Annotated in this window: 25 protein-coding genes and 1 riboswitch; of the genes, 18 read left to right on the plus strand and 7 right to left on the minus strand. The window is 44.3% G+C overall.

The window, feature by feature from the left end; genetic code table 11:
- The first annotated feature begins 147 nt into the window (after positions 1-147).
- From motA to CHH58_RS09185, 3 genes are all read left to right on the plus strand, one after another.
- A complete protein-coding gene (gene motA / locus CHH58_RS09175) occupies positions 148-951 on the plus strand; it encodes a flagellar motor stator protein MotA (protein WP_095227817.1) in 804 nt (267 codons plus the stop codon).
- Positions 948-1,760, plus strand: a complete 813-nt coding sequence (gene motB / locus CHH58_RS09180) for a flagellar motor protein MotB (protein ID WP_095227820.1) — start codon at positions 948-950, stop codon at positions 1,758-1,760. The genes motA and motB overlap by 4 nt, the downstream gene beginning before the upstream one ends.
- A gap of 131 nt (positions 1,761-1,891) precedes the next feature.
- Positions 1,892-2,698, plus strand: a complete 807-nt coding sequence (locus tag CHH58_RS09185; protein ID WP_095227822.1) for a hypothetical protein — start codon at positions 1,892-1,894, stop codon at positions 2,696-2,698.
- On the opposite strand, the gene CHH58_RS09190 is transcribed toward CHH58_RS09185, so the two are convergent.
- On the minus strand, positions 2,690-3,481 hold the full coding sequence (locus CHH58_RS09190; RefSeq protein ID WP_306452910.1) for a histidinol-phosphatase HisJ family protein: 792 nt from the start codon (positions 3,479-3,481) through the stop codon (positions 2,690-2,692). The two genes, CHH58_RS09185 and CHH58_RS09190, sit on opposite strands and share 9 nt — an antisense overlap.
- 130 nt (positions 3,482-3,611) lie before the next feature.
- Positions 3,612-4,544 carry a nucleoside hydrolase gene (locus tag CHH58_RS09195; RefSeq protein WP_095227826.1) on the minus strand — a complete coding sequence of 311 codons (933 nt, stop codon included), beginning with the start codon at positions 4,542-4,544 and terminating at the stop codon, positions 3,612-3,614.
- Between the two features lie 98 nt (positions 4,545-4,642).
- Here CHH58_RS09195 and CHH58_RS09200 point away from each other — a divergent pair, with 98 nt between their 5' ends.
- Positions 4,643-5,587, plus strand: coding sequence for a fumarylacetoacetate hydrolase family protein (locus CHH58_RS09200; RefSeq protein ID WP_095227828.1), 945 nt, complete (start codon positions 4,643-4,645; stop codon positions 5,585-5,587).
- A 34-nt stretch (positions 5,588-5,621) separates the two neighbouring features.
- On the opposite strand, the gene CHH58_RS09205 is transcribed toward CHH58_RS09200, so the two are convergent.
- Entirely contained in the window at positions 5,622-5,876 is a 255-nt protein-coding gene (locus tag CHH58_RS09205) for an HPr family phosphocarrier protein (RefSeq protein WP_095227830.1), read from the minus strand.
- Between the two features lie 629 nt (positions 5,877-6,505).
- On the opposite strand from CHH58_RS09205, the gene argC reads away from it, so the two are divergent.
- The 7 genes from argC to queF all read left to right on the plus strand — a co-directional run bounded on the left by argC (position 6,506) and on the right by queF (position 13,233).
- Positions 6,506-7,543, plus strand: coding sequence for an N-acetyl-gamma-glutamyl-phosphate reductase (gene argC / locus CHH58_RS09215; RefSeq protein WP_095262400.1), 1,038 nt, complete (start codon positions 6,506-6,508; stop codon positions 7,541-7,543).
- A 14-nt stretch (positions 7,544-7,557) separates the two neighbouring features.
- The gene (gene argJ, locus CHH58_RS09220; protein WP_095262401.1) at positions 7,558-8,781 is read left to right on the plus strand and encodes a bifunctional glutamate N-acetyltransferase/amino-acid acetyltransferase ArgJ; all 1,224 of its coding nucleotides are present in this window, start codon (positions 7,558-7,560) and stop codon (positions 8,779-8,781) included.
- A 13-nt stretch (positions 8,782-8,794) separates the two neighbouring features.
- A complete protein-coding gene (gene argB / locus CHH58_RS09225) occupies positions 8,795-9,595 on the plus strand; it encodes an acetylglutamate kinase (RefSeq protein ID WP_095227838.1) in 801 nt (266 codons plus the stop codon).
- Positions 9,588-10,766 carry an acetylornithine transaminase gene (locus CHH58_RS09230; protein ID WP_095227840.1) on the plus strand — a complete coding sequence of 393 codons (1,179 nt, stop codon included), beginning with the start codon at positions 9,588-9,590 and terminating at the stop codon, positions 10,764-10,766. The genes argB and CHH58_RS09230 overlap by 8 nt, the downstream gene beginning before the upstream one ends.
- Before the next feature lie 124 nt (positions 10,767-10,890).
- On the plus strand, positions 10,891-11,790 hold the full coding sequence (gene purU, locus CHH58_RS09235; RefSeq protein WP_095227842.1) for a formyltetrahydrofolate deformylase: 900 nt from the start codon (positions 10,891-10,893) through the stop codon (positions 11,788-11,790).
- A gap of 13 nt (positions 11,791-11,803) precedes the next feature.
- Positions 11,804-12,694 carry a ribokinase gene (gene rbsK, locus CHH58_RS09240; RefSeq protein ID WP_095262402.1) on the plus strand — a complete coding sequence of 297 codons (891 nt, stop codon included), beginning with the start codon at positions 11,804-11,806 and terminating at the stop codon, positions 12,692-12,694.
- Between the two features lie 41 nt (positions 12,695-12,735).
- Positions 12,736-13,233, plus strand: a complete 498-nt coding sequence (gene queF / locus CHH58_RS09245) for a preQ(1) synthase (protein WP_095227846.1) — start codon at positions 12,736-12,738, stop codon at positions 13,231-13,233.
- 456 nt (positions 13,234-13,689) lie between these two features.
- On the opposite strand, the gene CHH58_RS09250 is transcribed toward queF, so the two are convergent.
- Positions 13,690-14,697: an NADP-dependent oxidoreductase gene (locus tag CHH58_RS09250; RefSeq protein WP_095232209.1), complete on the minus strand. Its 1,008-nt coding sequence runs from the start codon at positions 14,695-14,697 to the stop codon at positions 13,690-13,692.
- A gap of 135 nt (positions 14,698-14,832) precedes the next feature.
- On the opposite strand from CHH58_RS09250, the gene CHH58_RS09255 reads away from it, so the two are divergent.
- The 3 genes from CHH58_RS09255 to CHH58_RS09265 all read left to right on the plus strand — a co-directional run bounded on the left by CHH58_RS09255 (position 14,833) and on the right by CHH58_RS09265 (position 16,746).
- The gene (locus tag CHH58_RS09255; RefSeq protein WP_095232210.1) at positions 14,833-15,270 is read left to right on the plus strand and encodes a DUF2188 domain-containing protein; all 438 of its coding nucleotides are present in this window, start codon (positions 14,833-14,835) and stop codon (positions 15,268-15,270) included.
- Between the two features lie 140 nt (positions 15,271-15,410).
- Entirely contained in the window at positions 15,411-16,322 is a 912-nt protein-coding gene (locus CHH58_RS09260) for a DUF1002 domain-containing protein (RefSeq protein WP_095227852.1), read from the plus strand.
- A 37-nt stretch (positions 16,323-16,359) separates the two neighbouring features.
- Positions 16,360-16,746 (plus strand): RidA family protein, encoded by a 387-nt coding sequence (locus tag CHH58_RS09265; RefSeq protein ID WP_038563793.1) that lies wholly within the window; start codon positions 16,360-16,362, stop codon positions 16,744-16,746.
- 35 nt (positions 16,747-16,781) lie between these two features.
- Here the strand turns inward: CHH58_RS09265 and CHH58_RS09270 are convergent, their stop codons facing one another.
- The gene (locus CHH58_RS09270; protein WP_095227854.1) at positions 16,782-18,005 is read right to left on the minus strand and encodes an MFS transporter; all 1,224 of its coding nucleotides are present in this window, start codon (positions 18,003-18,005) and stop codon (positions 16,782-16,784) included.
- 234 nt (positions 18,006-18,239) lie between these two features.
- Here CHH58_RS09270 and helD point away from each other — a divergent pair, with 234 nt between their 5' ends.
- Positions 18,240-20,552, plus strand: a complete 2,313-nt coding sequence (gene helD, locus CHH58_RS09275; RefSeq protein WP_095262403.1) for an RNA polymerase recycling motor HelD — start codon at positions 18,240-18,242, stop codon at positions 20,550-20,552.
- A gap of 31 nt (positions 20,553-20,583) precedes the next feature.
- On the opposite strand, the gene CHH58_RS09280 is transcribed toward helD, so the two are convergent.
- Positions 20,584-22,017: an anion permease gene (locus CHH58_RS09280; protein WP_095227858.1), complete on the minus strand. Its 1,434-nt coding sequence runs from the start codon at positions 22,015-22,017 to the stop codon at positions 20,584-20,586.
- A gap of 306 nt (positions 22,018-22,323) precedes the next feature.
- On the minus strand, positions 22,324-23,184 hold the full coding sequence (locus CHH58_RS09285) for an NAD(P)-dependent oxidoreductase (protein ID WP_095227860.1): 861 nt from the start codon (positions 23,182-23,184) through the stop codon (positions 22,324-22,326).
- Positions 23,185-23,287: 103 nt separating this feature from the next.
- On the opposite strand from CHH58_RS09285, the gene CHH58_RS09290 reads away from it, so the two are divergent.
- The 3 genes from CHH58_RS09290 to CHH58_RS09300 all read left to right on the plus strand — a co-directional run bounded on the left by CHH58_RS09290 (position 23,288) and on the right by CHH58_RS09300 (position 26,249).
- Positions 23,288-24,286 carry an LLM class flavin-dependent oxidoreductase gene (locus CHH58_RS09290; RefSeq protein WP_095234102.1) on the plus strand — a complete coding sequence of 333 codons (999 nt, stop codon included), beginning with the start codon at positions 23,288-23,290 and terminating at the stop codon, positions 24,284-24,286.
- Between the two features lie 63 nt (positions 24,287-24,349).
- A riboswitch (SAM riboswitch) is annotated at positions 24,350-24,461 on the plus strand.
- Positions 24,462-24,564: 103 nt separating this feature from the next.
- Complete coding sequence (locus CHH58_RS09295) at positions 24,565-25,584, plus strand: LLM class flavin-dependent oxidoreductase (RefSeq protein WP_095262404.1); 1,020 nt, start codon at positions 24,565-24,567, stop codon at positions 25,582-25,584.
- Between the two features lie 74 nt (positions 25,585-25,658).
- The gene (locus CHH58_RS09300) at positions 25,659-26,249 is read left to right on the plus strand and encodes an NUDIX hydrolase (RefSeq protein WP_095227866.1); all 591 of its coding nucleotides are present in this window, start codon (positions 25,659-25,661) and stop codon (positions 26,247-26,249) included.
- Positions 26,250-26,285: the final 36 nt, after the last annotated feature.

Consider the following 26,285-nt stretch of genomic DNA (forward strand, 5'->3'; position numbering starts at 1 on the left):
CTATACTGTCGAATATAATTATGACACTTTTGTTACTGATATCCTTCTCTGTTGGAAAAGAAACGTAAAGTTTATGAAAAAGCATACAGATTTTATAATTGCATCCGATATTAATGGTAATCAAACTTTTTTAGGAGAATGGAATATATGGATAAATCATCAATCATTGGTGTTATATTGGGCTTGGTTGCCGTCGGAGTCGGTATGGTATTGAAGGGTGTAAGTCCTGCAGCACTTGTTAACCCAGCTGCCATACTAATAATCATTGTCGGAACAGCAGCTTCTGTTGTACTGGCGTTCCCGGGAAATGAATTGAAACGCTTCCCTAAGCTGCTTGGTGTTGTATTTAAGAATAAACAGGAATTCGATACGAAAGAGCTTGTCCGTATGTTCTCGGAATGGTCTCAGATCAGCCGGAAAGAGGGACTGCTGGCATTGGAGAACAGTGCTCGCGATGTAGAAGATGACTTTCTTCGTAACGGGTTAAGCATGGCAGTTGATGGAGAATCACCTGAATATATTCGTAATGTTTTAAATGAAGAGGTTGATGCACTGGAAGATCGGCATGCTATTGGTGCTTCCATTTTCACGCAAGCAGGAACTTATGCACCTTCATTAGGAGTTTTAGGAGCTGTTATCGGTCTTATTGCGGCACTTGGTGACATTTCCGATATTGATAAGTTAAGTCACGCTATTGCGGCTGCCTTTGTTGCAACATTGATGGGGATATTCACTGGCTATGTTATTTGTCACCCGATCGCTAACAAATTGAAACGGAAAACACAGCAGGAAGTGCAGCATAAGCTGCTGATGGTTGAAGGTATCCTTTCTATCCTGGAAGGTGAAACACCACGTATGCTTGAACAAAAGCTGCTCGCTTACTTGCCTAGTAAGGAGAAAGCTGAATTCGCCGAATCCGAATCCGAGTCACAAGAGGAAGTGGCAGTATGAGCCGGAAGCGCAAGCACAAAAAGCATGAAGAACATGTGGACGAATCCTGGCTGCTACCGTATGCCGATCTGCTGACCCTGTTGCTGGCGCTTTTTATTGTCTTGTTTGCAACCAGCTCGATCGATGCGCAGAAGTTCGCTAAGTTATCTGACTCATTTAGCAGTATCGTACATGGTGGAGAAGGGTTGTTGGAGTCCAATACAAGTATGACGCCGGGAAATGAAAATAGCTCTACTGTCATCGATCAGAATAATGAGGAAGAAAAGAAAGAGGAGACTGTAGCATCTGAAGAAGCTGACAAAGAGAAAGATAAGGAAGCTGACTTGGAAGCAGCCGAACAAGAAGAGCTACAGAAGATTCAGGAGAAAATCGAGACATATATCAAGGATAAAGATCTGAGTGATAAGTTTTCCACTGCATTGACGGATGAAGGCTTGCTGCTGACGATCAACGACAATGTCTTGTTCAATTCAGGCAGCAGTGAGGTCAGCGTAAGTGATGAAGAGATTGCAAGAGAAATATCTGACTTGCTTGTAATGGATCCGCCGCGAGAAGTAATTATCAGCGGCCACACGGATGATGTGCCAATTAGTACATCATCGTACAATTCCAACTGGGAGCTCAGTGTGATGCGTTCTGTCAATTTTATGAAAGTCGTATTAGAAAACGAGGAGCTTGACCCGCGCTGGTTCAGCGCAAAAGGGTACGGAGAGTACAAGCCGATCGCTTCAAACGATACAGCAGAAGGCAGGGAAAAGAATCGCCGAGTGGAAGTGCTTATTTTGCCTCGAGAAGCTGAAACAGAGTAACAGTCCTTTAAGGGCTGTTATTTTTAGTATGGAATGAAAATGCTTACATAAGAATAGGGAAATAAGGTAGGATTGAGTTAGGGAAATTTGTGAAATACTAGATATAGTTAGGAAAGAACGGAGGAATTCGGATGATCACGAAAGAGTCATTACCGCAGCAGGTGAGTGAAGCGGCTGAGCGAAATCGGCAGCAGGATGATGAACGTATGGATGTTTGTCCTGCAGTCTGCAAGGATAATCACATACCGGTGCATTATTATTTTACATTTATGCCAAGCAATGAACGGTTGCTTGTTGCAGAAGACGGCAGGGTGCCTGCACAGCATGAAGTGGAGGACCTTGCCGCGCGTTATTATAGTTATATGACCAGCGTACAGATGATACGGAGGTTGACTTCTGATAATGGAGTCAAATTGACGGATAAGCGCTATCATTCTTTTCGCCAGCTACTGGAGGCTGTGGAGAAGAATGTTATGCATTTGGCTACGGATATCATAAAGCAGGCTTTCTCCAGATTTTTTGAGTTATTGGATACAATTCGGCAGGAGCAGCAGGCCATACTGAAGCATACAGCGGAAGCCGAGAAGCTGATGAACGATACGATCAGCAAGGGAACATTCACAACTGCAGAGCAGGAAGTGATGGAACAGCATGTAAATAAGATCGTTCAGGCACAATTTACGATTGCGCAGAAGAAAGAGGAGACAGCAGCCAGTCAGGCAGAAGTATTTGAATTTTTCAAAGAAGAAATGTGGCTCGATCTGAAGCTGATGACTTATTATGTAAGACTGCGAGTCCTGAGGAAAGAATTATGGAGTGAAGAAGAATCCTATATGCAAAATCCTGACAATCCAGCATTGGTGCCAGAAAGCCAGGATGAGCAATTTAAAACATTTATTAAGCAGAAACTGCGTAATGAAAAGAACGTGTTAGCTTAAAGGCAAAGGTACAGCTCGCGGTTCGCGTTTATCAAATTGGCAGATATGCGTGAAACCGCATTGTCTGGCAATTTGTGCAGCCTCTTTTATACCAGCCCCGACGGTTTCTGCTTTATGGGAATCCGAGCCGAGTGTAAGGATTTTTCCGCCTAAATCATTGTATAGCGAAACAATCTGTGGCGTAGGCAGGGCCTCACTTAAGGAGCTCCGCATTCCGGATGTGTTAATTTCAATACCGATACCGCGTTGTATCGCTTTTTCTAAAATCGCGGCAATTTGATCTCTATGTTGTTCGAATGTATAAACATTATGTCCTTCTTGGACTGCGTACCGCTTCATCAAATCGATGTGAGCAAGTACGTCGATATCAGCATCTGAAACGAGCTTGTACATTTCAGCGAAGTAGTCATCGTAGAAAGTGTCTTCATTCGCACGTAGATGAAGACGCAGCTTCTGGTTGCCGATATTATGAACAGAACCCATGATAAAATCAAATGGAATCGAACTGAGCTCTGTCTGGTACACATCCATCATCAGATGTGGTTCGCATAGTTCGATTCCCATTTTGATTGTAAGTTGGTTGCCATAGGAATCTTGTGAGTCTTTAATATCTTGCTGATATTTGGCGAAATCCATATGACCGTATGTTGGTGCAGATGGATTTACGGAAAAATGCTCGGTGAAACAGATTTCTTTGATTCCTTTGCTAATTGCTTTTTCACACACATCCTGCATGATAGCTTTGGAATCGATTGAGTTATTCGTGTGGTGATGGTAATCCATATACATAATCTCTAATCTGCCTTCTTTCCGTTCGTACTTATTTGGTTATCCACATGTGGATAACAACCCCGGAATAGTATAACAAATTTATTGTATATATGCGATACCAATTATATGAAACTGCGGTTCATTATGCTTTCATCAATGACAGGATGTAGGAGAAGAAAGCATCATGATCCACGTCATGAACCAATTGAATTTCTTTCCCGTTTTTATCCTCATATGTACGTCCTTGTGAAGGGCCATCAGCCTCTACACTGACATGAACAGGCTGTTTTTTAACTAAGGAACTATTACCGACAGAAGCCGTCGTTAGTACATCCCATAGGTAATACGTTGAGTTTGTTTCGAAGTGAACGAGCGGCGGTACAGCAGCATAGCTCTGACCGACAAAATCCACACCTTCATGCTTGCGGTTGCGTGCCCATTCTTCGCGAATATCCACAGTAAGAGGAACTTGATTTGTACTCTCCAACGCTACCATATCAATTAGTATGTCACTTTTCCAAACAGTGTCCATTGCTTCCGGATCCCAGAAGGCATTCCATTCAGCTGTTCCATCATGTTCTGGTTCTTCCACATTACCTGTTGGAAGCAAAGTCCCGCCCATCCATACGAGCTTCTCGATATGCTGTTCAATTGACGGATCCATCTCTAATGCTCGTGCTAAATCAGTCAGTGGTCCGATGAAAATAAGAGTCGTTTTCTCTTCTTGAGCTTTTAATTTATCTATGATATCCAAGTGGGCAGGTTTTTCTGCAACCTTTGTGCGTACTGGAAGATGTTCATTCAAAATTGGCAAAGCATCAACAAAGAAGGCATGCATTCGCCAGTCCTTAGGAAATGGATTTTTACCTCGGGAAGTAGATGCAGCAATTTCGAGTGTGTCCGGATTACCGAAGCGATCATTGATTTTTCGACTAGCTGACAGTGCAGGCTCCAAATAGCAATCTGCTGGAATAACGGAACAGCCAATGAGGCGCACATTCTCCATTTTTAGTAAGAGATATAGCGAAATCAGATCATCAACTCCGCCATCATGATTCAAATAGACGTTTTTCATTTTATGACTCCCTTTCTTCTATGCTGTCTGACTTTCTTACTATATCATAGAAAGAGAGAGTCAATTTTGAGTATTCGCATAAAAAGGAGAGGGTTTGGATGAAGCTAGTAGCTTATAAAGTTGGCAGAGACCTTAATCCGTATCGGATCGGAAGCAGAGTAGAAGGGCGTATTATCGACCTGCAGGAAGCATACCGGAACTATTTGCTGTCAGAGAGCGAGATAGATTTAGCAATGACAGTCGAGAGTTTGCTCCCTGCCGATCCGAATGCTTTCTACAGTATGGGTCCGCATGCAATGAAGCGTGCATTCCGAGCGGAGGCATTTGCACTTGCAGAAGGACTGGAGGAGGTCCAGTTTAGAGTGGAAGAAATCATACTCGGACCACCTGTGCCGAAACCCGGTAAAATCATTTGTGTTGGTCTGAATTATAAAGACCATATTGAAGAGATGGGACGGGAGCTGCCAGAGTATCCAGTTCTTTTCGGTAAATTCGCTAATGCGGTATGTGCGCATGACCAGGGTGTATACCATTCCAAGCTGACTGAGAAATTGGACTATGAAGGAGAACTCGCAGTAGTAATCGGGAGAAGAGCACAAGAAGTAACGGAGAGTGAGGCAATGGACTACATAGCAGGGTATACTGTTGCCAATGATGTGTCGGCACGTGACTTGCAGCGCCGGACTCCGCAATTCCTTCAAGGAAAGACTTTAGATCGCAGTGCTCCGATGGGTCCGCATCTTGTCACTGCGGAAGAAATCGAGGACGTATCCAATCTTGCGATCCGTACGTTTGTGAATGGGGAAAAACGGCAAGATTCCAATACAAAGCATCTGATTTTTTCGGTACCTCATTTGGTTTCTTTCATCTCAGGCATCATGACGTTGGATCCAGGTGATGTTATCATGACAGGAACACCGAATGGCGTTGGGTTCGCGATGGATCCGCCACAGTTTTTAAAAGACAGAGATGTTGTTGAAATTGAGATTGAAGGAATCGGTCAGCTTCGGAACACGATTATTCCAAAGCCAGCCCGTATCTAATAGAAAAGCCAGCTCCGATATCGGAGCTGGCTTTTTATTTTTTGCTGATTTCCACAGGCAAGCCATTACTTAGGAATACATCCCGCATTGCCTTTTTCGCTTCTTCGGCGTCTTCACCGTATATCTCTAAGCGGAAGAAATCAGATGTCAGTACACTATTGGAGAGCCCAAGCATACTTTTGGCATCGACCACTTTATTATCCATTACTAATACAATACTTGATTTGAACTGGTTTGCAGTCTGATTAATATCTACTGCAGCATGGATGAGTGTTTTCTTTGATCGCATAAATCATTCTCCTTTGTCACCATTTGCCATACCAAATTTTACATCAGTAGCAGAAAAGTGCAAGATTAACTTATTGGTAGCGCTTACAACGATTCTTGATAGCAGTATAACATATTGTACAGTGAGTGCAATGATTTTAATAAGCATATGCAAGAAAGCGCACAACAGTTGCGCTTTCTCTATTATATTCAAAGTTCTTTTCGCTCTAGGGGAAAGGCTTCGAATTAACATCAGTTGATTCATCTGCTGTAGTTAATAGCCTCTGTTTACCTTACTCAAAGGCGTATACTTCTGACCAAGCTCAAGTACCTTCTAAAAATTGAAGAGGTAAATGCTGCTGTCCCTTCTTTATATAAACCACTTATGGTCTTGCTGACCAGATCAGATAGTCATGTATAAAGAATTCATTTATATATGTTCTCATCCGTAGAATAAAAGATATAAATAAATAACTCTACCAATATTGACGAGAAAATTATCCCCAAAAGATGAATGTATATATAGCTTGTAAGGTTGCAAGGGAAAGAGATGGCAGCAAGTTCATAATTTTCACCTTACCTATTGAATAAAAATACATGTTAAAGTATAATTACTAACTAATTCGTACTTGTTTATAGGAGGTTACGTTCGTGAAAGTCGCAATAATAGGCGGTACAGGTTATGGAGCGGTAGAATTACTCAGGCTTTTGCATATACATCCTTATGCAGAAGTGAAAGCAATTATATCTCATTCCAATGCGGGGAACTCATTGACAGCATTGTATCCGCATACGGATGGGTTTGTAGAAGGAACAATGGAAACTTTTGATATTGAAGCCTTGAAAGAACATGTGGACTTTGCATTTTTCGCCGCTCCTCCTGGGGTGAGCAGAGATCTGCTTCCGGAGCTTGCAGAAGCCGGTATCCGCTGTGTGGATTTAGCGGGTGATTTCCGCTTGAAAGATCCAGCAGTATACAAGGAATGGTATAAGCTAGACGCTGCATCAGCTGATTTGTTGGAGAGAGCGGTTTATGGACTGCCTGAGCTGAATGGCGAAGAGATTGCAGGAGCTGCTTTTGTTGCTAACCCTGGTTGTTATCCTACAGCTACATTGCTCGGTCTGCTGCCGGCAGTACATAATGGTCTGATTGATCCATCTTCCATTATCATTGATGCCAAATCAGGCCTTTCCGGAGCCGGCAAGTCTTTGAGTTCTGTAACGCATTATAGTGAGATAAATGAAAATGTAAAAGCTTATAAGTTGGGCGCGCATAAACACATCCCGGAGATAGAACAAGTTTTAGCAGGAGTAGGCGGTACACAACAGGCTGTTACCTTTTCCACACAGCTTGTTCCGATGACGAGGGGAATTCTCGCAACTATTTATTCTGATCTTAAAACGGACTTATCAGAAGCTGAATTATTAGAATCATATGAAAACTATTATTATAAACACCCATTTGTGCGAATCAGATCACAAGGTGAATGGCCGGCGACAAAAGAAGTGGCTACAAGTAATTTCTGTGATATCGGATTGCATGTGGATAGGCGGACAAACAGGCTGACTATCGTATCGGTAATTGACAACCTGGTAAAAGGGGCGGCAGGTCAAGCCATTCAGAATATGAATATCATGCAAGGCTGGGAGCAGACTGCAGGATTGTGGATGCTGCCGGTTTATCCATAAAGGAGAGGGATCAGATGATAAAGACAGAACAGGCGATATATACAGTTATTGAAAACGGCAATATCACCAGTCCGAGCGGATTCCAGGCCGGCGGGGTCGCAATTGGTCTCCGCAAGCATAACAAGCTTGATATGGGATGGGTCTATACAGAAGTTCCAGCAACCGCTGCTGGAGTATATACATTGAATTCTTTTCGGGCAGCTCCGCTGCTTGTAACAGAAGAAAGTATTCAGCAAGAGGGGAAGCTGCAGGCAATTGTAGTGAATAGCGCCAATGCGAATGCATGTACAGGAGAAGAGGGTTTGGCAAATGCTTATGCGATGCGCAAAGCTTTCTCAAATCAGCTCGGGATTAAAGTACAGCATGCGGCGGTAGCATCAACTGGACTGATTGGTGTCCAGCTGCCGATGGATAAGATAATGACGGGGATTCATTCAATTTCTGGAGAAGGCAAAGCGGATGATTTTGCTCAGGCCATTCTTACGACAGATACATGTACAAAACAGCTTGCAGTCAGTGTAGAGATTGATGGGGTATTAATCACGATTGGCGGAGCTGCAAAAGGATCTGGCATGATTCATCCGAATATGGCCACTATGTTAGCCTTCGTGACAACGGACGCCGTCATTCCAGCTGATGTACTGGAGAATCAGCTGCGGAAGACGACGGATAAATCCTACAATATGATTACAGTAGATGGAGATACCAGCACAAATGATATGGTGCTTGTGCTGGCAAACGGAAAAGCAGGCAACAAGGAGCTAAATCCAAATCATCCGGAATGGGAGAAGTTCTGCGCTGCTTTCCAGTATGTTTCACAGGAATTGGCAAAGAAAATCGCCCGTGACGGGGAAGGCGCGACAAAGCTAGTTGAAGTTCGTGTAAAACAGGCGCAAACACCAGAAGAGGCACGGAAAATCGGGAAAGCGGTCGTTGCTTCTAGTCTGGTGAAAGCGGCGGTATATGGAGCAGATCCGAATTGGGGCCGAATCATTACTGCAGCGGGTTATAGCGGTGCTGCTTTCTCTCCTCATAAAATCTCAGTTTGGCTTGGGGATGTGTTGGTCGTACAGGAAGGAACACCCGTATTATTTGATGAGACGGAAGCTAGCGAATATCTGAAGCAGGATAGTGTTGTGATCACGATCGATTTACAGGAAGGAACTGGGGAAGCGACTGCCTGGGGCTGTGATTTGTCATACGATTACGTCAAAATCAATGCTTCTTACCGAACGTGAAGGGGGCAGCGAAATGAATTTTCTTATTATAAAATGTGGCGGCAGTATTATCGACCAGCTTCCGGATAATTTCTATGATAATATCGCTGCTATTCAAAAGCAGGGTGATTGGAAGCCTGTCATCGTCCATGGAGGCGGTAAGCTGATCAATGAACTGCTGGAACAAACAGGGGTGAAGACGGAATTCGTCGATGGTCTGCGGGTGACAACCGAAGAGGTGCTTGATGTTGTCGAGATGGCGCTTAGCGGAGCAGTAAATAAGTTTCTTGTCCGTAAGCTGATGAGCAGAACGGATGCGTATGGTGTCAGTGGTCTGGATGGTAAGCTACTTTATGCTGAACCTGTTGCGAATGCAGATAAACTCGGACTTGTCGGTAATGTGACAGAAGTGAATACGGCACTTATTGAGCAGATTGTCTCACAAGACAACATCCCGGTCATTTCCCCGCTTGCTGGCGGTGAGGGTAATTCGCGATTTAACATCAATGCCGATTTAGCGGCATCAGCTATCGCGCGAGCCTTGAATGCGGAGCTATGTTTCATAAGTGACATCCCGGGCATTTATCGGCAAGTGAATGGACAGAAGCAGATGCTAACGAATGTAACGGACAGTGAATTGAAACAAATGATGGCTGAAGGGTTGATTAAGGATGGTATGATCCCGAAGGTGCGGGCAGCCCTGGAAGCATTGGAGCATGGAGCGGGAAAAGTCACGATCGTCAACGGACTATCAGATGACAGTTTGCTGCAATTAGTGGAAGGGAAAGTCGCTGGTACTACCATAACATTATCGGAGGAGGCACATCATGTCTGAAACGAATGCAGCAGTATCTTCTGTCATGCCGACTTACAGCAGATTTCCGATTTCTATTGCAAAAGGAGAAGGAAGCTATGTCTGGGATGCTGATGGTAAGCAATACCTGGATTATACTGCAGGAATCGCTACTTGTAATTTAGGTCACGCCCCCGCAACAGTCAAGGAAGCTGTCAAGGAACAGCTAGACACCATTTGGCATTGTTCCAATCTATATCGTATACCGGTGCAAGAGCAATTAGCGGAGCTTTTGACTGCCCATACTTTTGCTGATCAAGTATTCTTCGCCAATAGTGGTGCAGAGGCAAATGAAGCAGCAATCAAACTGGCGCGCAGCTATGCACAGAAGGTGAAAGGAACGACCGGCTTTGAGGTTGTTACTTTCAGTCAATCATTCCACGGCCGTACATTAGCGACGTTGGCTGCAACTGGCCAGGAAAAGATTCAAAAGTATTTCGCACCGCTGACAAAAGGTTTCCGCCATCTACCTTATAATGATGTTGAAGCACTTGATGAGCTAATCGGTCCGGATACATGCGGCGTATTATTGGAGCTTGTCCAAGGAGAAGGCGGCGTTATCCCGGCTGATTCTGTCTGGGTAAAGGAAGTGGAGCGCCTTTGTAAGGAGCACGATGTACTGTTTATGCTGGATGAAGTACAAACTGGAGTCGGACGTACCGGCACGCTTTATGCTTATGAGCAGTACGAGCTGGAACCGGATGTGCTGACAACCGCAAAAGGACTGGCTTCAGGTATTCCGATTGGGGCTATGCTGGCAACAGGTAAAGCAGCTGCGGCATTTGAAGCGGGTAGTCATGGCAGCACTTTCGGAGGCAATCCGGTAGCAGCAGCAGCCAGCAAGTCGACATTGGAAGTAATTGCGAATCCTCAATTTCTGGTTGAAGTTCAAGAGACCGCTGACTATTTCCGCAGTGAACTGGAGAACATCGCAGCTGCTTCAAGTGCATTTACTGATGTACGTGGAAAAGGACTGCTGCTTGGTCTTGGTACAACAGGAAAAGCAATTGACCTTGTCAATCAGGCGCGGGATCTCGGTTTGCTCGTGCTAGTAGCAGGGGAGCATGTACTTCGGATTTTGCCGCCGCTTAATACGAATAAAGCAGAAGTTGATTTCTGTATTGAAACATTGAAACAGATTGCTGGTGAATAAAGCTTCTCTCCACTCATACAATACATACGATTCCAATCATTTGGAGTCGTATTTTTTTGTCAGAATTCCCTGTTGTAGAAACAAGATACAATCGTTAAGATAGAAGAATATTAGGAGGTTAGTCATGGCCGTACATTATCTAGAAAAAATCAAAGCTTTCCAGCAGCAGAATGAAAACAGATATCGGATCGTCATTTCCTGTCCTGATCAGCCGGGGATTGTTGCAGCGGTTTCCGAGTTTCTTTATAAACAGCAAGCAAATATTATGGAATCAAATCAATATACAACAGATCCTGATGGAGGAAGCTTCTTCCTTCGGATTGAATTTGAGTGCCAGCAAGATGGCGACACACAGCAGCAGCTGGAGCACGGCTTCCAGCAAATAGCGGACCATTTCAAAATGGAGTGGCAGCTTGTGCGCGTGCGGGATCTGAAGAAATTAGCACTCTTCGTCTCAAAAGAGCTGCATTGCCTGCAGGAGATTCTTTGGGAATATGAAAGCGGACATCTCATGGCCGATCTTTCTGTGATCGTTAGCAATCATGAAGACGCACGGGAACTGGCGGAATCCTACAATATACCTTTCTATCACATTCCTGCAAACAAAGATATCCGCCAGCACGCAGAGCAGCAGCAGCTTGAGCTATTGGAACAATACAACATCGATACCGTCATTCTTGCAAGATACATGCAGATTCTGACGCCTGTTTTCCTAGAGAATTATAAGAACAATATCATTAATATTCATCATAGCTTCCTCCCGGCCTTCATTGGAGCAAAACCATATGAGCGTGCCTTTGATCGCGGTGTGAAACTGATCGGTGCAACAAGTCATTATGTGACTTCTGATTTGGATGAAGGTCCAATCATCGAACAGGACATTCACCGGGTCAATCATAAGGATAAAGCGGAAGATTTGAAACGTGTCGGCCGTCTTGTCGAACGCAGTGTGCTTATGCGGGCAATTAAATGGCATGTAGATGATCGGGTAATTGTCTTCGGCAATAAAACGATCGTATTTTAAAGGGGGACTAGCTATGTCGCAGCAACCGAGAATAACGATAATTGGCAGCCTCAATATGGATTTGACAGCCACTTCAAATAAACGCCCTGCAGCAGGAGAGACGATACTTGGTGAACGTTTCGAGACCTTTCCTGGTGGCAAGGGTGCCAATCAAGCCGTAGCTGCAGTGCGGCTTGGAGCAGATGTTACAATGATCGGCATGGTCGGTAAGGATACTTTCGGGAATGAATTAACGCAGGTTCTCCGTCGGGAAGGTGTAGAGACAGAGCACATAGGAAGAGCCGACACGTCATCTGGTGTTGCTGTCATTCAGGTAGTGGATGGAGATAACAGCATTACTGTCATTCCTGGAGCTAACTTTCACCTTACACCAGAGTATATTGAGACAAAACGAGATGTTATCCAAAACAGTGATATTGTCCTCATACAGCTTGAGGTTCCGTTAGAGACTGTAGCGGCAGCGGCGAAGTGCTGTAATGAGGTAAATGTGCCTTACATACTCAATCCAGCTCCAGCACAGTCGCTTCCTGAAGAGATTATCAATCAGGCTGCCTACATTACGCCGAATGAATCGGAAGCGGCAATCCTATTTGAAGATGCGGATAAAGCATTACAGAAATATCCCGACAAACTTGTCATTACAAAAGGTGAGGAAGGCGTTGTCTACAGTGGTGGGCATGTGGCAGCATTCCCTGTGTCTGCAGTAGACACGACAGGTGCAGGTGACACATTCAATGCAGCACTCGGACTAAAGCTGGCAAGAGGCAGTTCACTGTCAGAAGCTTGCAGCTATGCAAACGCAGCAGCCGCCTTGCAGATCGGATCACACGGTGCGCAGGCCGGAATGCCGACGGATGCTGAGGTCATCGCCTTTATGAGACAAAATGGAGAAAATCCTTTATAATAAGAAACGCTTGTGCAAAAAAGCAACAAGGAGGAATACAAATGGCAGGAAGAAATCCTGAAGAAATGGAAGACGTAACATTGCTTGGTAACCAAAACAATGTCTACGATTTCAATTACAAACCTGAGGTTCTCGAAACCTTTGATAATAAACACACATACCGTGATTATTTCGTGAAATTCAACTGTCCGGAATTCACGACGCTATGTCCAATTACGAACCAGCCTGATTTCGGTACGGTTTACATCAGCTATATTCCGGATGAAAAAATGGTGGAAAGCAAATCACTGAAGCTGTATCTATTCAGCTTCCGTAACCATGGAGATTTCCATGAAGATTGCATCAACATCATCTTAAATGACCTGAAAGAACTGATGAACCCACGCTACATCGAAGTATGGGGCAAGTTCACACCACGCGGCGGAATAAGCATCGATCCATACGTCAACTACGGCCGTCCAGGCACGAAGTATGAGCAAATGGCAGATCATCGCATGATGAATCATGATATGTATCCGGAGAAAGTGGATAATAGATAAAGAAGAAAGGCATCTCTTGATTGAGATGCCTTTTCTTTTCCAGAAGGATTATAGGGTTTCTTATTTCTGATGTAAAATCAGGATAAAACAAAATAAACATAACAATCAAACTCTACAAGATTTGATTACTGTTGTTGCTGTCTGAGTGATTTTTAGTGTCGATTTTAGCTTCTTCTGTACTCCTGCGATAATCATCTATGGTATATTTTTTTGATGTCTTGTTACGAATAATGCAATCAATACAACGAGAGCAAGGATGCTGAATAATATTATAAATATCATAGCAGAACATCTCTCCTTCTGAAATGAAGTGTGATAGGATACGCTTCAGATTAGATTTATTATACAGTATATGTTTGAATATTCTAAATTCTAACAAGTGAACTATATTATATGTTTGGTATAATAATTAAAAAAGCTAGTGAAGCCATACGGCGACACTAGCTTTTTGTTATGTTATTCCGTTTCTGCTACCTTCACTAACTGCTTACCAAGGTTCTCACCCTTAAACAGTCCAAGAAATGCGTCAGGCACATTTTCAAAACCATCCACTATATTTTCTTCAAAGGTAAGCTTGTCTTGGCTGAACCATTCAGACAACTGTTTCTTACCTTCAGCATAGCGGTCGCTGTAGTCACCTACGATGAAGCCTTGCATTTTGGCTTTGGATTTAACGAGATAGCCGTGAACGCGAGGTCCTTGATCTTCTTTCTTATTATAAGAAGAGATGCTGCCGCAGAGCGGTATGCGTGCGTGCGCGTTGAGCAGTGGGTAAACTGCGTCAGATACGGGTCCGCCGACGTTGTCGAAGTAGACATCGACGCCGTCTGGGCATGCTTTCTCCAATGCTTCCGCTACATTGTCTTCCTTATAGTTGATTACTTCATCCGCACCGAGTGTGTTTTTCACATACTCAAGTTTTTTCGGAGAGCCGGCGATACCGACAACACGTGCACCGAGGATTTTAGCAATTTGGACAACGGTTGAACCGACTGCACCAGCTGCGCCTGAAACGACAACTGTTTCACCAGCTTTTGGTTCACCGATATCAGTCAAACCAAAGTATGCTGTAAGACCAGGCATGCCCATCACACCTAATGCAGTGGAAATCGGTCCGAGCTCTGGATCGACTTTTTGCAGAATCTCTGGATTCGCCGCATTGTAGCGAGCCCATGGAAGGTTTCCAAGTACATAGTCACCTTTTTGTAATTGATCTGATTTTGATTCGGTCACTTGACCGACGACACCGCCTGCAATAGGAGCGTCCAGTTCATATGGCGGTACATAAGATTTTGTATCGTTCATTCGACCGCGCATATATGGATCGACACTGATATAGATGCTCTTGATAAGCACCTGTCCTTCTTCAAGTTCTGGTATTTCTGTTTCAACAAAACGGAAGTTCTCTTCTGTTGGAGTGCCTTCCGGACGTTTAGCTAATTGAATTTCTTCATTTTTTGCCATATGCGTCATCTCCTTTTAGGTAATAGGGCAATTGTAAGACGGGAAAACTGCTCGTACAACTCTTTTGCTTATAGGGTTTCATAGAAGCAACAGGGGGAATAGTATATACATAAAAAACGCAAAGGAGTTTTTAGCATGCCATGGACGATGGACGATTATCCTGCTTCGCTTAAAAATCTGGACAAGCCAGTAAAAAAGAAAGCCATAGAAATTGCCAATGCGATGGTGGATGAAGGCTACGACGAAGGCAGAGCTATTCCCATTGCGACCAATCAGGCCAAAGAGTGGAAGTCGAATGCTTCTGACAAGGAAGTGAAGGACTTTCTGAAGAACGATGATCCGACAAAACGTGACTCAAATGCTTCACATAGTAATCCGGATTTGATTGATAATGCAGAGGAAGTTGTTCCGCATGAGGATGGCTGGGCAGTACAATCAAAAGGATCAAAACGGCCGTCACAAGTCTTCGATAATAAACAGGACGCAATTAAACGAGCGAAAGAGATTGCAGATAATAAAGGGACAGAGACGATTATTCATAAGAAAGATGGTTCTGTTCAGAAGCGTTCTTAGTCTTGGGCTGTATCACCTGTGATACAGCTCTTTTTGTATGTCCGCTTTTTCTGCTTGTGTAGGATAATGCTTTATTTATTCCTAGAAAAGCTTATAATGAGGAAAGCAAGACCATAATGAAGAAAAGGTGGATCATTTCCATGAGAGGGTTAACCAAATGCATAGCGGCTTGTTTCGCAGTTGCTTTGATGTTCAGCTTTGCCTTTTCCGATGTTGTATCCGCAAGTACAGGAAAGAACACGGATAGTATCAATGAAAAATTCGGCTTGCCGATTGTTGTAGTTGGAGATTCATTATCAGAAGCACAAAAAGAACAAGTCAGAGAAGACCTGGGTGTTACAAATACGGATAATATAGAAGAAATTCCGGTTACAGCCGATGACATCGTAAAATACATAAATGGAGATGCTAATTCCAGAATGTATTCTTCAGCGATGATCACAAGAGAAGATGAGGGACATGGGCTGGATGTTCAAATCGTTACACCTGATAATATCACGCAGGTGACGGTAGATATGTACAAAAATGCTTTGCTGACAGCTGGTATCGAGGATGCGACAGTAGAGGTAGCTTCCCCGGTAAAGGTTAGCGGACATTCTGCTTTGACAGGCATCTACAAAGCGTATGATACAGCTGATGGCAATCTGGATCCGGAGCGGACAGAAGTAGCCAATGATGAGCTGGATCTAGCTACAGATCTTGCGCAGAAGGAAGGCTTGGATAACGAAAAGGTTACCCAGCTCTTAACTGATATCAAACAGGAAATAGCCGAGCAGAATCCTGCAACACGTGAAGATGTCGAGCAGATCGTAACAGATCAGCTGAGCAAGCTGGAAATCAGTCTAAGTGATGAAGATCGACAGCTGCTAATCGACCTTTTCGATAAGATGCGCGAGCTGGATATCAATTTCGATGGCGTGAAATCACAGCTTGATGATATCGCTACTACAATCCAGGACAAGATAGATGAAGTGGCTGGAAATGATGGTTTCTGGCAAAGTGTGAAGGATTTCTTCAAGTCGATAGGTGACTTCTTCAAAAATCTGTTTTAGACTTCGTAATGAAATCTATTTAAATAGGAGAGATACGATGCGTAACATCATTCAAACTGACAAAGCACCACAAGCGATCGGACCTTATTCTCAAGCGGTGGAAACTGCAGGAACGGTCTATATTTCCGGTCAAATTCCATTAGATCCGGCAACAGGAGAAATGGCAGGTACGATCGAGGAACAGACAGACCAGGTAATGAAGAACTTGTCCGCTATTTTGGAGGAAGCAGGATTGTCATTTGATCAAGTCGTCAAGACAACGATCTTCCTTACATCCTTAGATGACTTTGCGGCTGTGAATGAAGTATACGGGCGTCATTTGTCCGAGCCATTCCCGGCACGAGCAACAGTAGAGATTTCCAAACTTCCTAAAGGGGCGAACGTTGAAATCGAAGCGATTGCCGTCCGAAGCTTTAATATGTAAGAAAAAAAGATTGCCGAACATATCGGCAATCTTTTTTAAATGGAAGAAGTTCGTGTTTTTGCACGAGCATTCCGGATGTGAGCAGTGAGCAAGGTAATGCCGCAGATAATGAGCAGTGCACTTGTCATGTAAAATACAGCTGAAAAGCCGAAGTAACCAGCCATCATACCGCCCAGTATCGGACCGATGAAGTTTCCGAGGAAGCGGAGACTGTTATTATAACCGAGTACTTCTCCTTGCATCGTAAGCGGAGCTGCTTGCCGGATATAGGCGACTCGTAAAGGAATGATTCCGCCGATCGCCATACCGAGGAGCAGGCGGACGACAGCGAGTTCCCAAACGGAGCCGACCAAAGCGCCAGGTATATAAACGATCCCAGCAGCAAAAATAAGTCCAATCAGAATCTTCACATACCCGATACGGTCGCCAAGCTTCCCCCAAGTCCTTGTCATGAGCAGATTGCCGAGACCGGCCGCTGAAAATGCGATACCAGAGTAGAATGCGATATTCTCAGGTCCGTGCAGCTCTTGTACATACAAAGAAAGTATCGGCTGGACACTGAAGTTGGCAATCTGAATTAATGAACTTAAGATGAGGACGACTAATAAAATCGGGTCACGCAGAATATGCGCCAGCACTTCCTTTGAGGTGTAGTGTGACTTTTCGCCTTTTTGAATCTTGACTGGATATTCCTTTGTGCCGAAAGTGACCAAGATAGCAGAGGTGAAGACACTTATCGATACAAGCAGGAAAGTGCCATGGAAGCCGATACTGTCTGCAAGAATTCCGCCAATCAGCGGGCCAAAAAGCATACCAGTGATACTACCGGTTTGTAAGGTACCAAGCACTCGTCCGGCAATGTGGCTAGGTGTTTGTGTTGAGATAAATGCTTGAGATATACCGATGAAGCCTGTGAAGATTCCCATGAATACACGAAGCATGAATAGCTGCCAAACATTTTCGGTGAATCCGAGCAGGAGAATGGAAACCCCCATGCCGAAGGAAGATATGATCAGAATCAACTTTCGTCCATGCCGGTCGCCGAGTTTCCCCCAGAAGGGCGAGCAGATGAATGCGGTAACAAAAGTTACCCCGAAAATGATACCTGACCAACTCTGAACCTCCCGTTCAGATAATGTGCCGAATGATGAAATATATAAGGACAGAAATGGCATGATCATACTCAGGCTCGCCGAAATGAAGAAGTTGGCAAACCACATGATAAACAAATTACGCTTTGCGAGCTGTTCGTCTGTCATGAATGAAAAACACTTCTTTCGCGTTAATATTTCGATTCCCTAACTAATTATACACACGAATAGAAAGGATATGCAAAAGGATAGCTTGAAAATGACAGGATAGAGAAAAATTGCAGGGGAACAATGAACATGGTAAAATAGAGGATGTTCTGCTAATATAACATAATTTGGCAAACCATTTAAAATTATACATCATTTATATATAAATGTCAATTGTTTTGGAGGGACGTCGCTATGACAGAAGATGAAAAGGATTTGAAGGACGAACAAGCCCGTGTGGCCAGCGTCCAAGAGACGATCGAAAAGAAACGGGAAAAAACAGCAGGCCTAATACAAGGTCTGAGAGAAAAAGTAATCGATCTGCGTAAGAACTTCTGGGAGGATGTAACGGTAAACCTGGATGAAGCGGATGATGTGAATGAAACACAGGCTAGCTTGAAGCAGCAAGCAGAGCTTTTAGGTGAACGAGAGCGGACACATCAGCAGATTCATAATGAAGTGAAGACGCTGGATCGGCTGCAGCGCAATCCTTACTTTGGTCGTATCGATTTCAGGGAAGAGGGCACTGATCACAACGAAGAAATCTACGTAGGCTTAGCGAGTCTAATGGATGAGAAAGAAGAGGATTTTCTTATTTACGATTGGCGTGCACCAATCTCCAGTATGTATTATGACTTCTCACCTGGTGGTGCTTCATATGAAACGATCGAAGGTAAGATACAAGGGGACATGACACTTAAACGCCAGTTCATCATCCGCAACGGAAAGCTTGAAGCCTTGTTCGATACTGGAGTAACGATCGGCGATAGCCTGCTGCAGTACGTTCTGGGCGGTAACGCAAGTACGGAGATGAAAAGTATCGTAGCTACGATTCAGAAAGAGCAGAATCAAATCATCCGCAATGAATCAGCAGCTAATTTGATTGTACAAGGAGCAGCAGGCAGCGGAAAAACATCGGCTGCACTGCAGCGTGTTGCGTACTTGCTCTATCATTATCGCGATCGCATCACAGCTGAAAATATTGTGCTGTTGTCGCCGAACCCACTGTTCAACAGCTATGTCTCCAATGTCCTACCAGAGCTTGGCGAAGATAATATGAAGCAAGCCACTTTTTATGCACATATGGATGCTCAGCTGGAAGGCAGAGAGACAATCGAGACACCATTCGAACAAATGGAGTATATGCTGCTTGCTTCTGGAGAGGAAAAAGAGCAGCGACTGGCTGGAATTCAGTATAAAGCAAGTCTTGATTTCAAACGGTATATCGATGACAAGCTGGAAGAATTCAAACAAGCTGGGCTTATCTTTAAAGATGTCAGCTTCCGTAAGCAGCGCATTGTGAGCAAACAGGAAATCCAATCCTATTTCTATAGTCTATCCAATACTTTACCAATTTCGAATCGAGCAGAGCTGACCGCAACTTGGATTGTAGAAAAGCTGCAGCTTTGGGGTGAGTGGGAAACAAGGAAAGATTGGGTGCGGGAAGAAGTAGAGCTGATGGAGAAGGAAGACTATGTCCAAGCCTTTTCCGAGCTTCAGAAGAAAGACCGCACAGATACAGATGACTTTGAGGAGAATAAGCAGGAAGAAGAGATCCTTCGCAAGTGGGTTGTCGAACGGAAGCTTCGCCCATTAATTAAGAAAGTGCGCAAGCATGCCTTTATCAATGTGAAAAAGTCTTACCTGCGTATGCTGACAGCCGAAAGACGACCGGAAATGCCAGCATCATGGACGGAACTTTATGAAACAACCAAGCAAAATCTCATTCGCAAGTACATGAATTGGGAAGATGTGACGCCATTTGTCTATTTCCGTGATAAGGTGCTTGGTGATCGTTCGGATAAAACAATTCGTTATGTGCTTATTGATGAAGCGCAGGATTATTCTGCTTTTCAATTCGCTTATTTACAGCAGGCCTTCCCTAATGCGAGAATGACATTGCTTGGTGATATCAACCAAGCGATTCAGGCGCATGCTCTGACAGGGGAGAATGTACTCTCTGGTAATACAGCTGACAGCCATCGGATCGAGCTATGGCGCAGCTATCGGTCGACAAGACAGATAGTCGACTTCACGAAGGAGCTCCTTGAGCATGCCAAGCAAATCCAGCCATTCAACCGGGATGGAGATCTGCCGACACTGACGAAAGCAAGTGATGATACTGTAAGACGCCGACTAGTCTTGGAGAAAATCCGTTCTTTGCAGGAATCAGGCTATGAAACAATTGCTGTTATCGCTAAAACAAGCAAAGAGAGCAAAGAAGCGCATAACTGGATCAAGGAAGAAATGGAAGCTGATCTGATTACAGAGACAACTTCCCAATACAAAAAAGGTTTATCGGTTATTCCGGCTTATTTGGCCAAAGGTATCGAGTTCGATGCGGTTATACTGTATGATGTCTCAGATGAGGCGTATGGCCATGAATCAGAACGCACTTTACTTTATACAGCTTGTACGCGAGCGATGCATGAACTGCATATGTACAGCGTTGGCAACTTGAGTCCGTTTATCGAAGCAGCAGATGCTGCTACTTATACAAGCAAATAAAAACAGGAATCCATAAAGGATTCCTGTTTTTTTACCATAGACCAATCAGTTTCCACCACAGTCCGCCGATACCGATCCAGACGACAAGATGAATGATGGAGATGAGGAAGCCGAGCCCCCACCATTTTTGCTGGGTGACGAAACCTGCGCCAAAGAATACCGGTGCAGGACCACTGCCGTAGTGTGTCAAACAGCCAAACAAGTTACTGAAGAAAGCTAACAATAGGGCTGACAATAATGGCGGTGCACCAGCTGCAACAACTACTGAAAGGAAGGCTGCGTACATAGCGCTCACATGCGCTGTGTTACTCGCAAAGAAATAATGGGAGTAAAAGTATACAATCGCCAAGATAAGCAATGCGACAGGCCATGAAAGTGTACTTACAACATTCCCCATAATGTCACTGAACCAAGGCACAAGACCAAGTTCGTTCAAGTAATTCGCCATCATAACAAGCACAGCAAACCATACAAGTGTATCCCATGCACCTTGTTCTTGTTTGATATCAGACCAAGTCAATACTTCTGTCAGTAATAGAACGACAAGTCCGATGAATGCTGCAGTCGTAGAGCCGATTCCGAAGCTCTCGCCGAAAATCCACAATACAAGGAGAAGCAGGAATACGCCGATCATATACCATTCAGAACGCTTTAGTTTACCCATGCTTTGTAATTTCTCTGTTGCCATTTCAGTCGCCTTCGGTGTCTCCTTGATTTCAGGAGGATACAGCTTGAAGATGACGAAAGGAATAACGATCAAACTGATGATACCAGGTACGATGGAAGCAAGAATCCAGCCTCCCCATGAAATTGATTGACCAGTAACACTCTCAGCAGCACTGGCTGCCAATGGGTTTGCTGCCATTGCTGTCAGAAACATTGCTGAAGTGATCCCGTTTCCTTGGTAGGATGCAAAAGTCAGGAAGGAACCGATTTTACGCTCCGTACCATCCCCGCTTTTAGAACCATATGAACTTGATAACGACTGGATGATTGGGAAAATGATACCGCCCGCACGAGCAGTATTAGATGGCATGGCCGGTGACAGAATCAAGTCACTGCCGATCAACGAGTAAGACAAGCCTAAAGTCTTTTTACCGAATAGACGTACGAACAAATAGGCAATTCTGGATCCGAGACCAGTTTTGATGAAACCTCTGGAAATAAAGAATGCAATGACGATGAGCCAGATTGTACTATTCTGGAATCCGCTCAACGCTTCTTCTAGTCCAAGTGTCTTCGTTAAAACGATAGCCGTCAGCGAAAGGATAGCGACACTGCCCATTGGCATCGGTTTAATGATCAGACCGATGATCGTAGCGACGAAGATAGCAAATAAATGCCATGCTTCTGCTTTTACACCGTCTGGTGAAGGGACGAACCAAAGAATTACGCCGATCAAAACAGTGATTAGGAGCGGAATCCATTTGACCTCCCGTTTTGGTTTGTTAGTTGAATCAGCCATGATGAAGACCCCTTTAGAAAGTTATTAAATTAATAAAAACATAATTATCTTAGCATAAAAATATTGATATGAAAGTATTGTTCTAGCAGAGTGACTGTTTTGGATTGATTTAAAAAATTTAATAAATCAAACAGATAATAATGATTATAATTTAGTGAAAATAGGCAAAAAAAATACTTCACACAAATTAAGTATCTCAGAGCTAGATACCCTGGGCCTCTTGTTAATATGCCAATGTTAATTAAAAATAATAGATGAGAATAAAAAAAGAATCCGAAAAAATTCGGATTCTTTGTCTAATATGTGTCAATCTCTTGCTAAAAGTGCGTAAACAGCAGCGACATCCTGTTTGCCATAGCCGTTCTTTTTCGCTAATGCATACAGTTCTTTAACACTGTTTGTCATTGGAAGAGGAGCGCCTGCTTCATAAGCTGTTTCGGATATCTGCTGCAAGTCTTTGTATGCATGCTCCAGAGGGAATTGCGGATCAAAGTTCTGTTGGAGAATCGTATCCCGTTTTCCTGCTTGGATATCACTTGTAACAGGCAGGGCAAGCAATACATCCATCAGATGCTCCCGATCAAGACCGACTGCTTCCCCGAAGCTGATTGCTTCAGATAGACCAGTAAGGGACTGAACAAGCAGCATATTCACTGCCAGCTTAGTAGATGAGCCATTACCATTGACTCCCATATGCTGGATGCTTTGTCCCATTTTCTCAAGAAGCGGGGTGATCTCTTTGACATCTTGTTCGTCTCCGCCAACTAGAAAGTGCAGTTTACCTTGCTGCGCCGGAGCCTTTGAACCTGATACGGGTGCATCAACAAAACGGATATGATGTGCACGAGCGGCTTCAGCCATTTCTTTTGTGAACGCAGGTTTTACGGTACTGACATCCACCCATAGACTATTCTCCTTCATGCCACTGAAAAGTCCATTATCTCCAGAAGCAACTGCTTTGACAGCAGCTGGATCTGTCAGCATCGTAAATACGATATCTGCTTGTTCTCCGACTTTCTGAGGAGATTCTGCCCAGACAGCACCTTTGTCCAACAGTGTTTGTGCTTTTTCTTTTGTGCGATTATAGACTACTAATTCTTCGCCCTTTTCGAGCAGATTTGCTGCCATGTTTTGTCCCATGATTCCTAATCCGATGAATCCGATCATATGAGCACCATCCTTTTTTATCAGTCAATTCTAGCATACAGAAAAACGGATTGTTTTTAAAAGTCTTTCGCACAGGATATGATACAAAGAAGGAGTGGATAGAATGAAGCTTAGTATATTGGATCAATCCCGAATTAAAGAAGACGGCAATGCGACAGAAGCATTGGAAGAAACAGTGCGGCTGGCGGAGCTTGCTGATCAGCTTGGTTACACACGCTTTTGGGTATCCGAGCATCATGCTGGCAGCCTAGCTCATAGCAGTCCAGAGCTTATGATGGGACATCTTGCTGCTAAAACAACTCGTATCCGAATCGGATCAGGCGGTGTTATGCTGCCTCATTATAGTGCGTATAAAGTGGCTGAAAATGCAAGATTGCTCGAAGCACTTCATCCAGGAAGGATTGATCTTGGCATCGGGCGTGCCCCTGGTGGGATGCCTGCGGCAAAAAGGGCGCTGCAGGAGCATAAGTCTGTGCCGGAGGATTGGTATGATCGGCAAATACGTGATTTGCTTCATTATTTGGATATAAGAAAAGAAGAAAAGCCTCGGTTCGGAGATCTGGTAGCAATGCCGAACATTAACACTGCTCCGTCTGTCTGGCTGCTGGGCGGAAGCGCAGGCAGTGCCGGTCTTGCTGCATATTATGGAATCGGGTTCGCTTATGCCCAATTCATACGTGGAGATAAAGATGCAACAGTGCTGGATGTGTATCGAAAAGCCTTCCAAGAAGGAATGCAGCAGCCGCAAATGATGGTAAGTCTATTTTTGTTCTGTGCGGAGACGACAGCAGCTGCACAAGCGCTGGCGAAAAGCCATGAGGTTGCATCGCTGCTTCAGGAACAGGGGAGACCAGTCAAAGGGATGTTGCGCCCGGATAAGGCAGCAGACTACAAAATGTCTCCTTATGAAAAAGAGCGTCTAGAGGACAATCGTCCAACAATGGTAATTGGGACACCAACTGAGGTGCTGCAGCAGCTAGCCGAGCTGGAAGACTATTACGGCGGGGAAGTGGAGTTCATGCTCACCAGTCCAGTTTATGAAGAGAAAGTAAGACAAGATGGGTTCCGTCTTTTGATGGAGGCATATCAGCATCAGGCGTAGCAGTTATTCTGTTTGAATCAGACACTGCTAATCTGGTATAGTAGGAAGTACAATTCATAAGAAATCTTATAACGAGTGGTGGAGGGAAAGGCCCGATGAAGCCCGGCAACCCACTGCAGGATGGCAGTCCTGCAGGAAGGTGCTACGACCTGCAGCAAAAGCTGCGTGATAAGATGACGACGGCTGCAATACAGAGCTTCTTCTCATCGAAGAAGCTTTTTTAGTAGAAATTATGTGTCGTTCGGTAGGATTTCCTATGTGCAAAAGGAGTAATAACAATGAAATATGCATACTGGCAGCCAGTTTCAAGCAGCTGGCTGCGTCATGTGGAGGATGGAGGACCGCTTAGCCTGTCAGATGTGAAGGAAACTGCGCATACGGCTGAAAGCTTAGGATTCGATGCGGTCTTCCTGCCAGACACCTACCTATACCAAGGAAGAAATGCTAATCAGCAGCTGAACTTTTGGGAAGCTGCTGGAGCTATTGCGGAGGCAACCGATAAATTGCACATCATGGCAGCAGTCCGGCCAAGCATCGACCAGCCTGTGGAAGCAGCGAGGCAGGCGGTAATGATTGATCAAATTAGTAATAGCCGTTTTTCACTAGCTGTCGTTTCTTTCCTGCGCGAAGAGGAGCAAAAACGCCTAGATGGTGATGTTGCGGGATCAGAGGATTTCTATATGCAGACAGAGGAATTCTTTGAAGTGCTGCGCGGAGTTTGGACTGCTAGCAGTTACACATATGATGGTTTGTACTATCAAGTAAACCATGTAGATTATTTGCCGGCAGGAAAAAGCAAAGAGATTTCTCCATTATATGCAGGTGGAGAAAGCGACTATTTGCGGCAGACAATTGCTGAGACATGTGATGCATATGTAATGAAGGGCGGCTCCGTACAGGAAGTGGCCAGTATGATCGCTGATATGCAAATCCGCCGTGAGGCAGCTGGCAAATCTCCATTTACCGAATTCGGCATGACAGCTTATGTCATTTGCCGTGAAACGGAGGAAGAAGCTTACCGGGAATGGGAAAGAATTACCGGTGGAGATTATGAATCATATGTAACAGAGGAAGAGCTGGCACAAAAAAGCAAGATTAGTGACGATGCCGTTTCTGCGAGAGGGCTGCGGCCACATCTAGTTGGAACCCCGTTACAAATTGCACAGCGGATACTTGCATACGAGCACGCTGGTGTCAGTCTTCTGCTGCTTCAGTTTTCGCCGCATATGCAGGAGATGGTGCGGTTCGCGAAAGAAATCATGCCACTAGTCGAGGAAATGCGCGATAACTCGATCTGATTGGGAATATAAGGTAGACAAGCCTAGAGATATCGCTTACATTAGTAAAAAAGGAAAAAGTATGGGGGCAAAACATGGAGCTATTGACGATTTTCGATGAGCAGCATCGGGAGCTTGGGGTGAAAGAAAGAGAGGAAGTCCATCGTGATGGAGACTGGCATGAGACTTTCCACTGCTGGTTCGTAGAACATGATGGTACAGAACTATACATTTATCTACAGCAACGTTCTTTCAATAAAAGTGAATTTCCCGGGAAATACGACATTACCGCAGCTGGTCATCTGGAAAGCGGCGAAACGCCTGTGGTCGGAGGCTTACGTGAAGTGCAGGAAGAATTGGGTGTAACGCTCCAAGAGAGCGATCTTTTTTATAAAGGAATTATTCAAGAAGAATTATTCGCCAAAAATTTAGTCGATCGGGAGTTCTGTCACCAATTCTTCTACTATTTAGAGGAACTGCCGGATATTCTTTTAAACGAAGAAGTGGTACAAATCGTACGGATGCGTGTAAATGATTTGGAAAAGCTCGTAGAGGGAAAAGCGGCAAGCGTAGAAGCGGAAGTTGTTGCAGGAGCTCCACGTCAGCGGATCGAGGTAGCGCATGAAGAACTTTGTCCTCATCAGCTTGGCTATTACCGAGAAGTACTCATGATTTGCCGTACATAGTAAAAGGAGCAGTGTTACGCTGCTCCTTTTCTGTGT

The sequence above is a fragment of the Terribacillus saccharophilus genome (assembly GCF_002272745.1).
Taxonomy (GTDB): Bacteria; Bacillota; Bacilli; order Bacillales; family Amphibacillaceae; genus Terribacillus; species Terribacillus saccharophilus_B.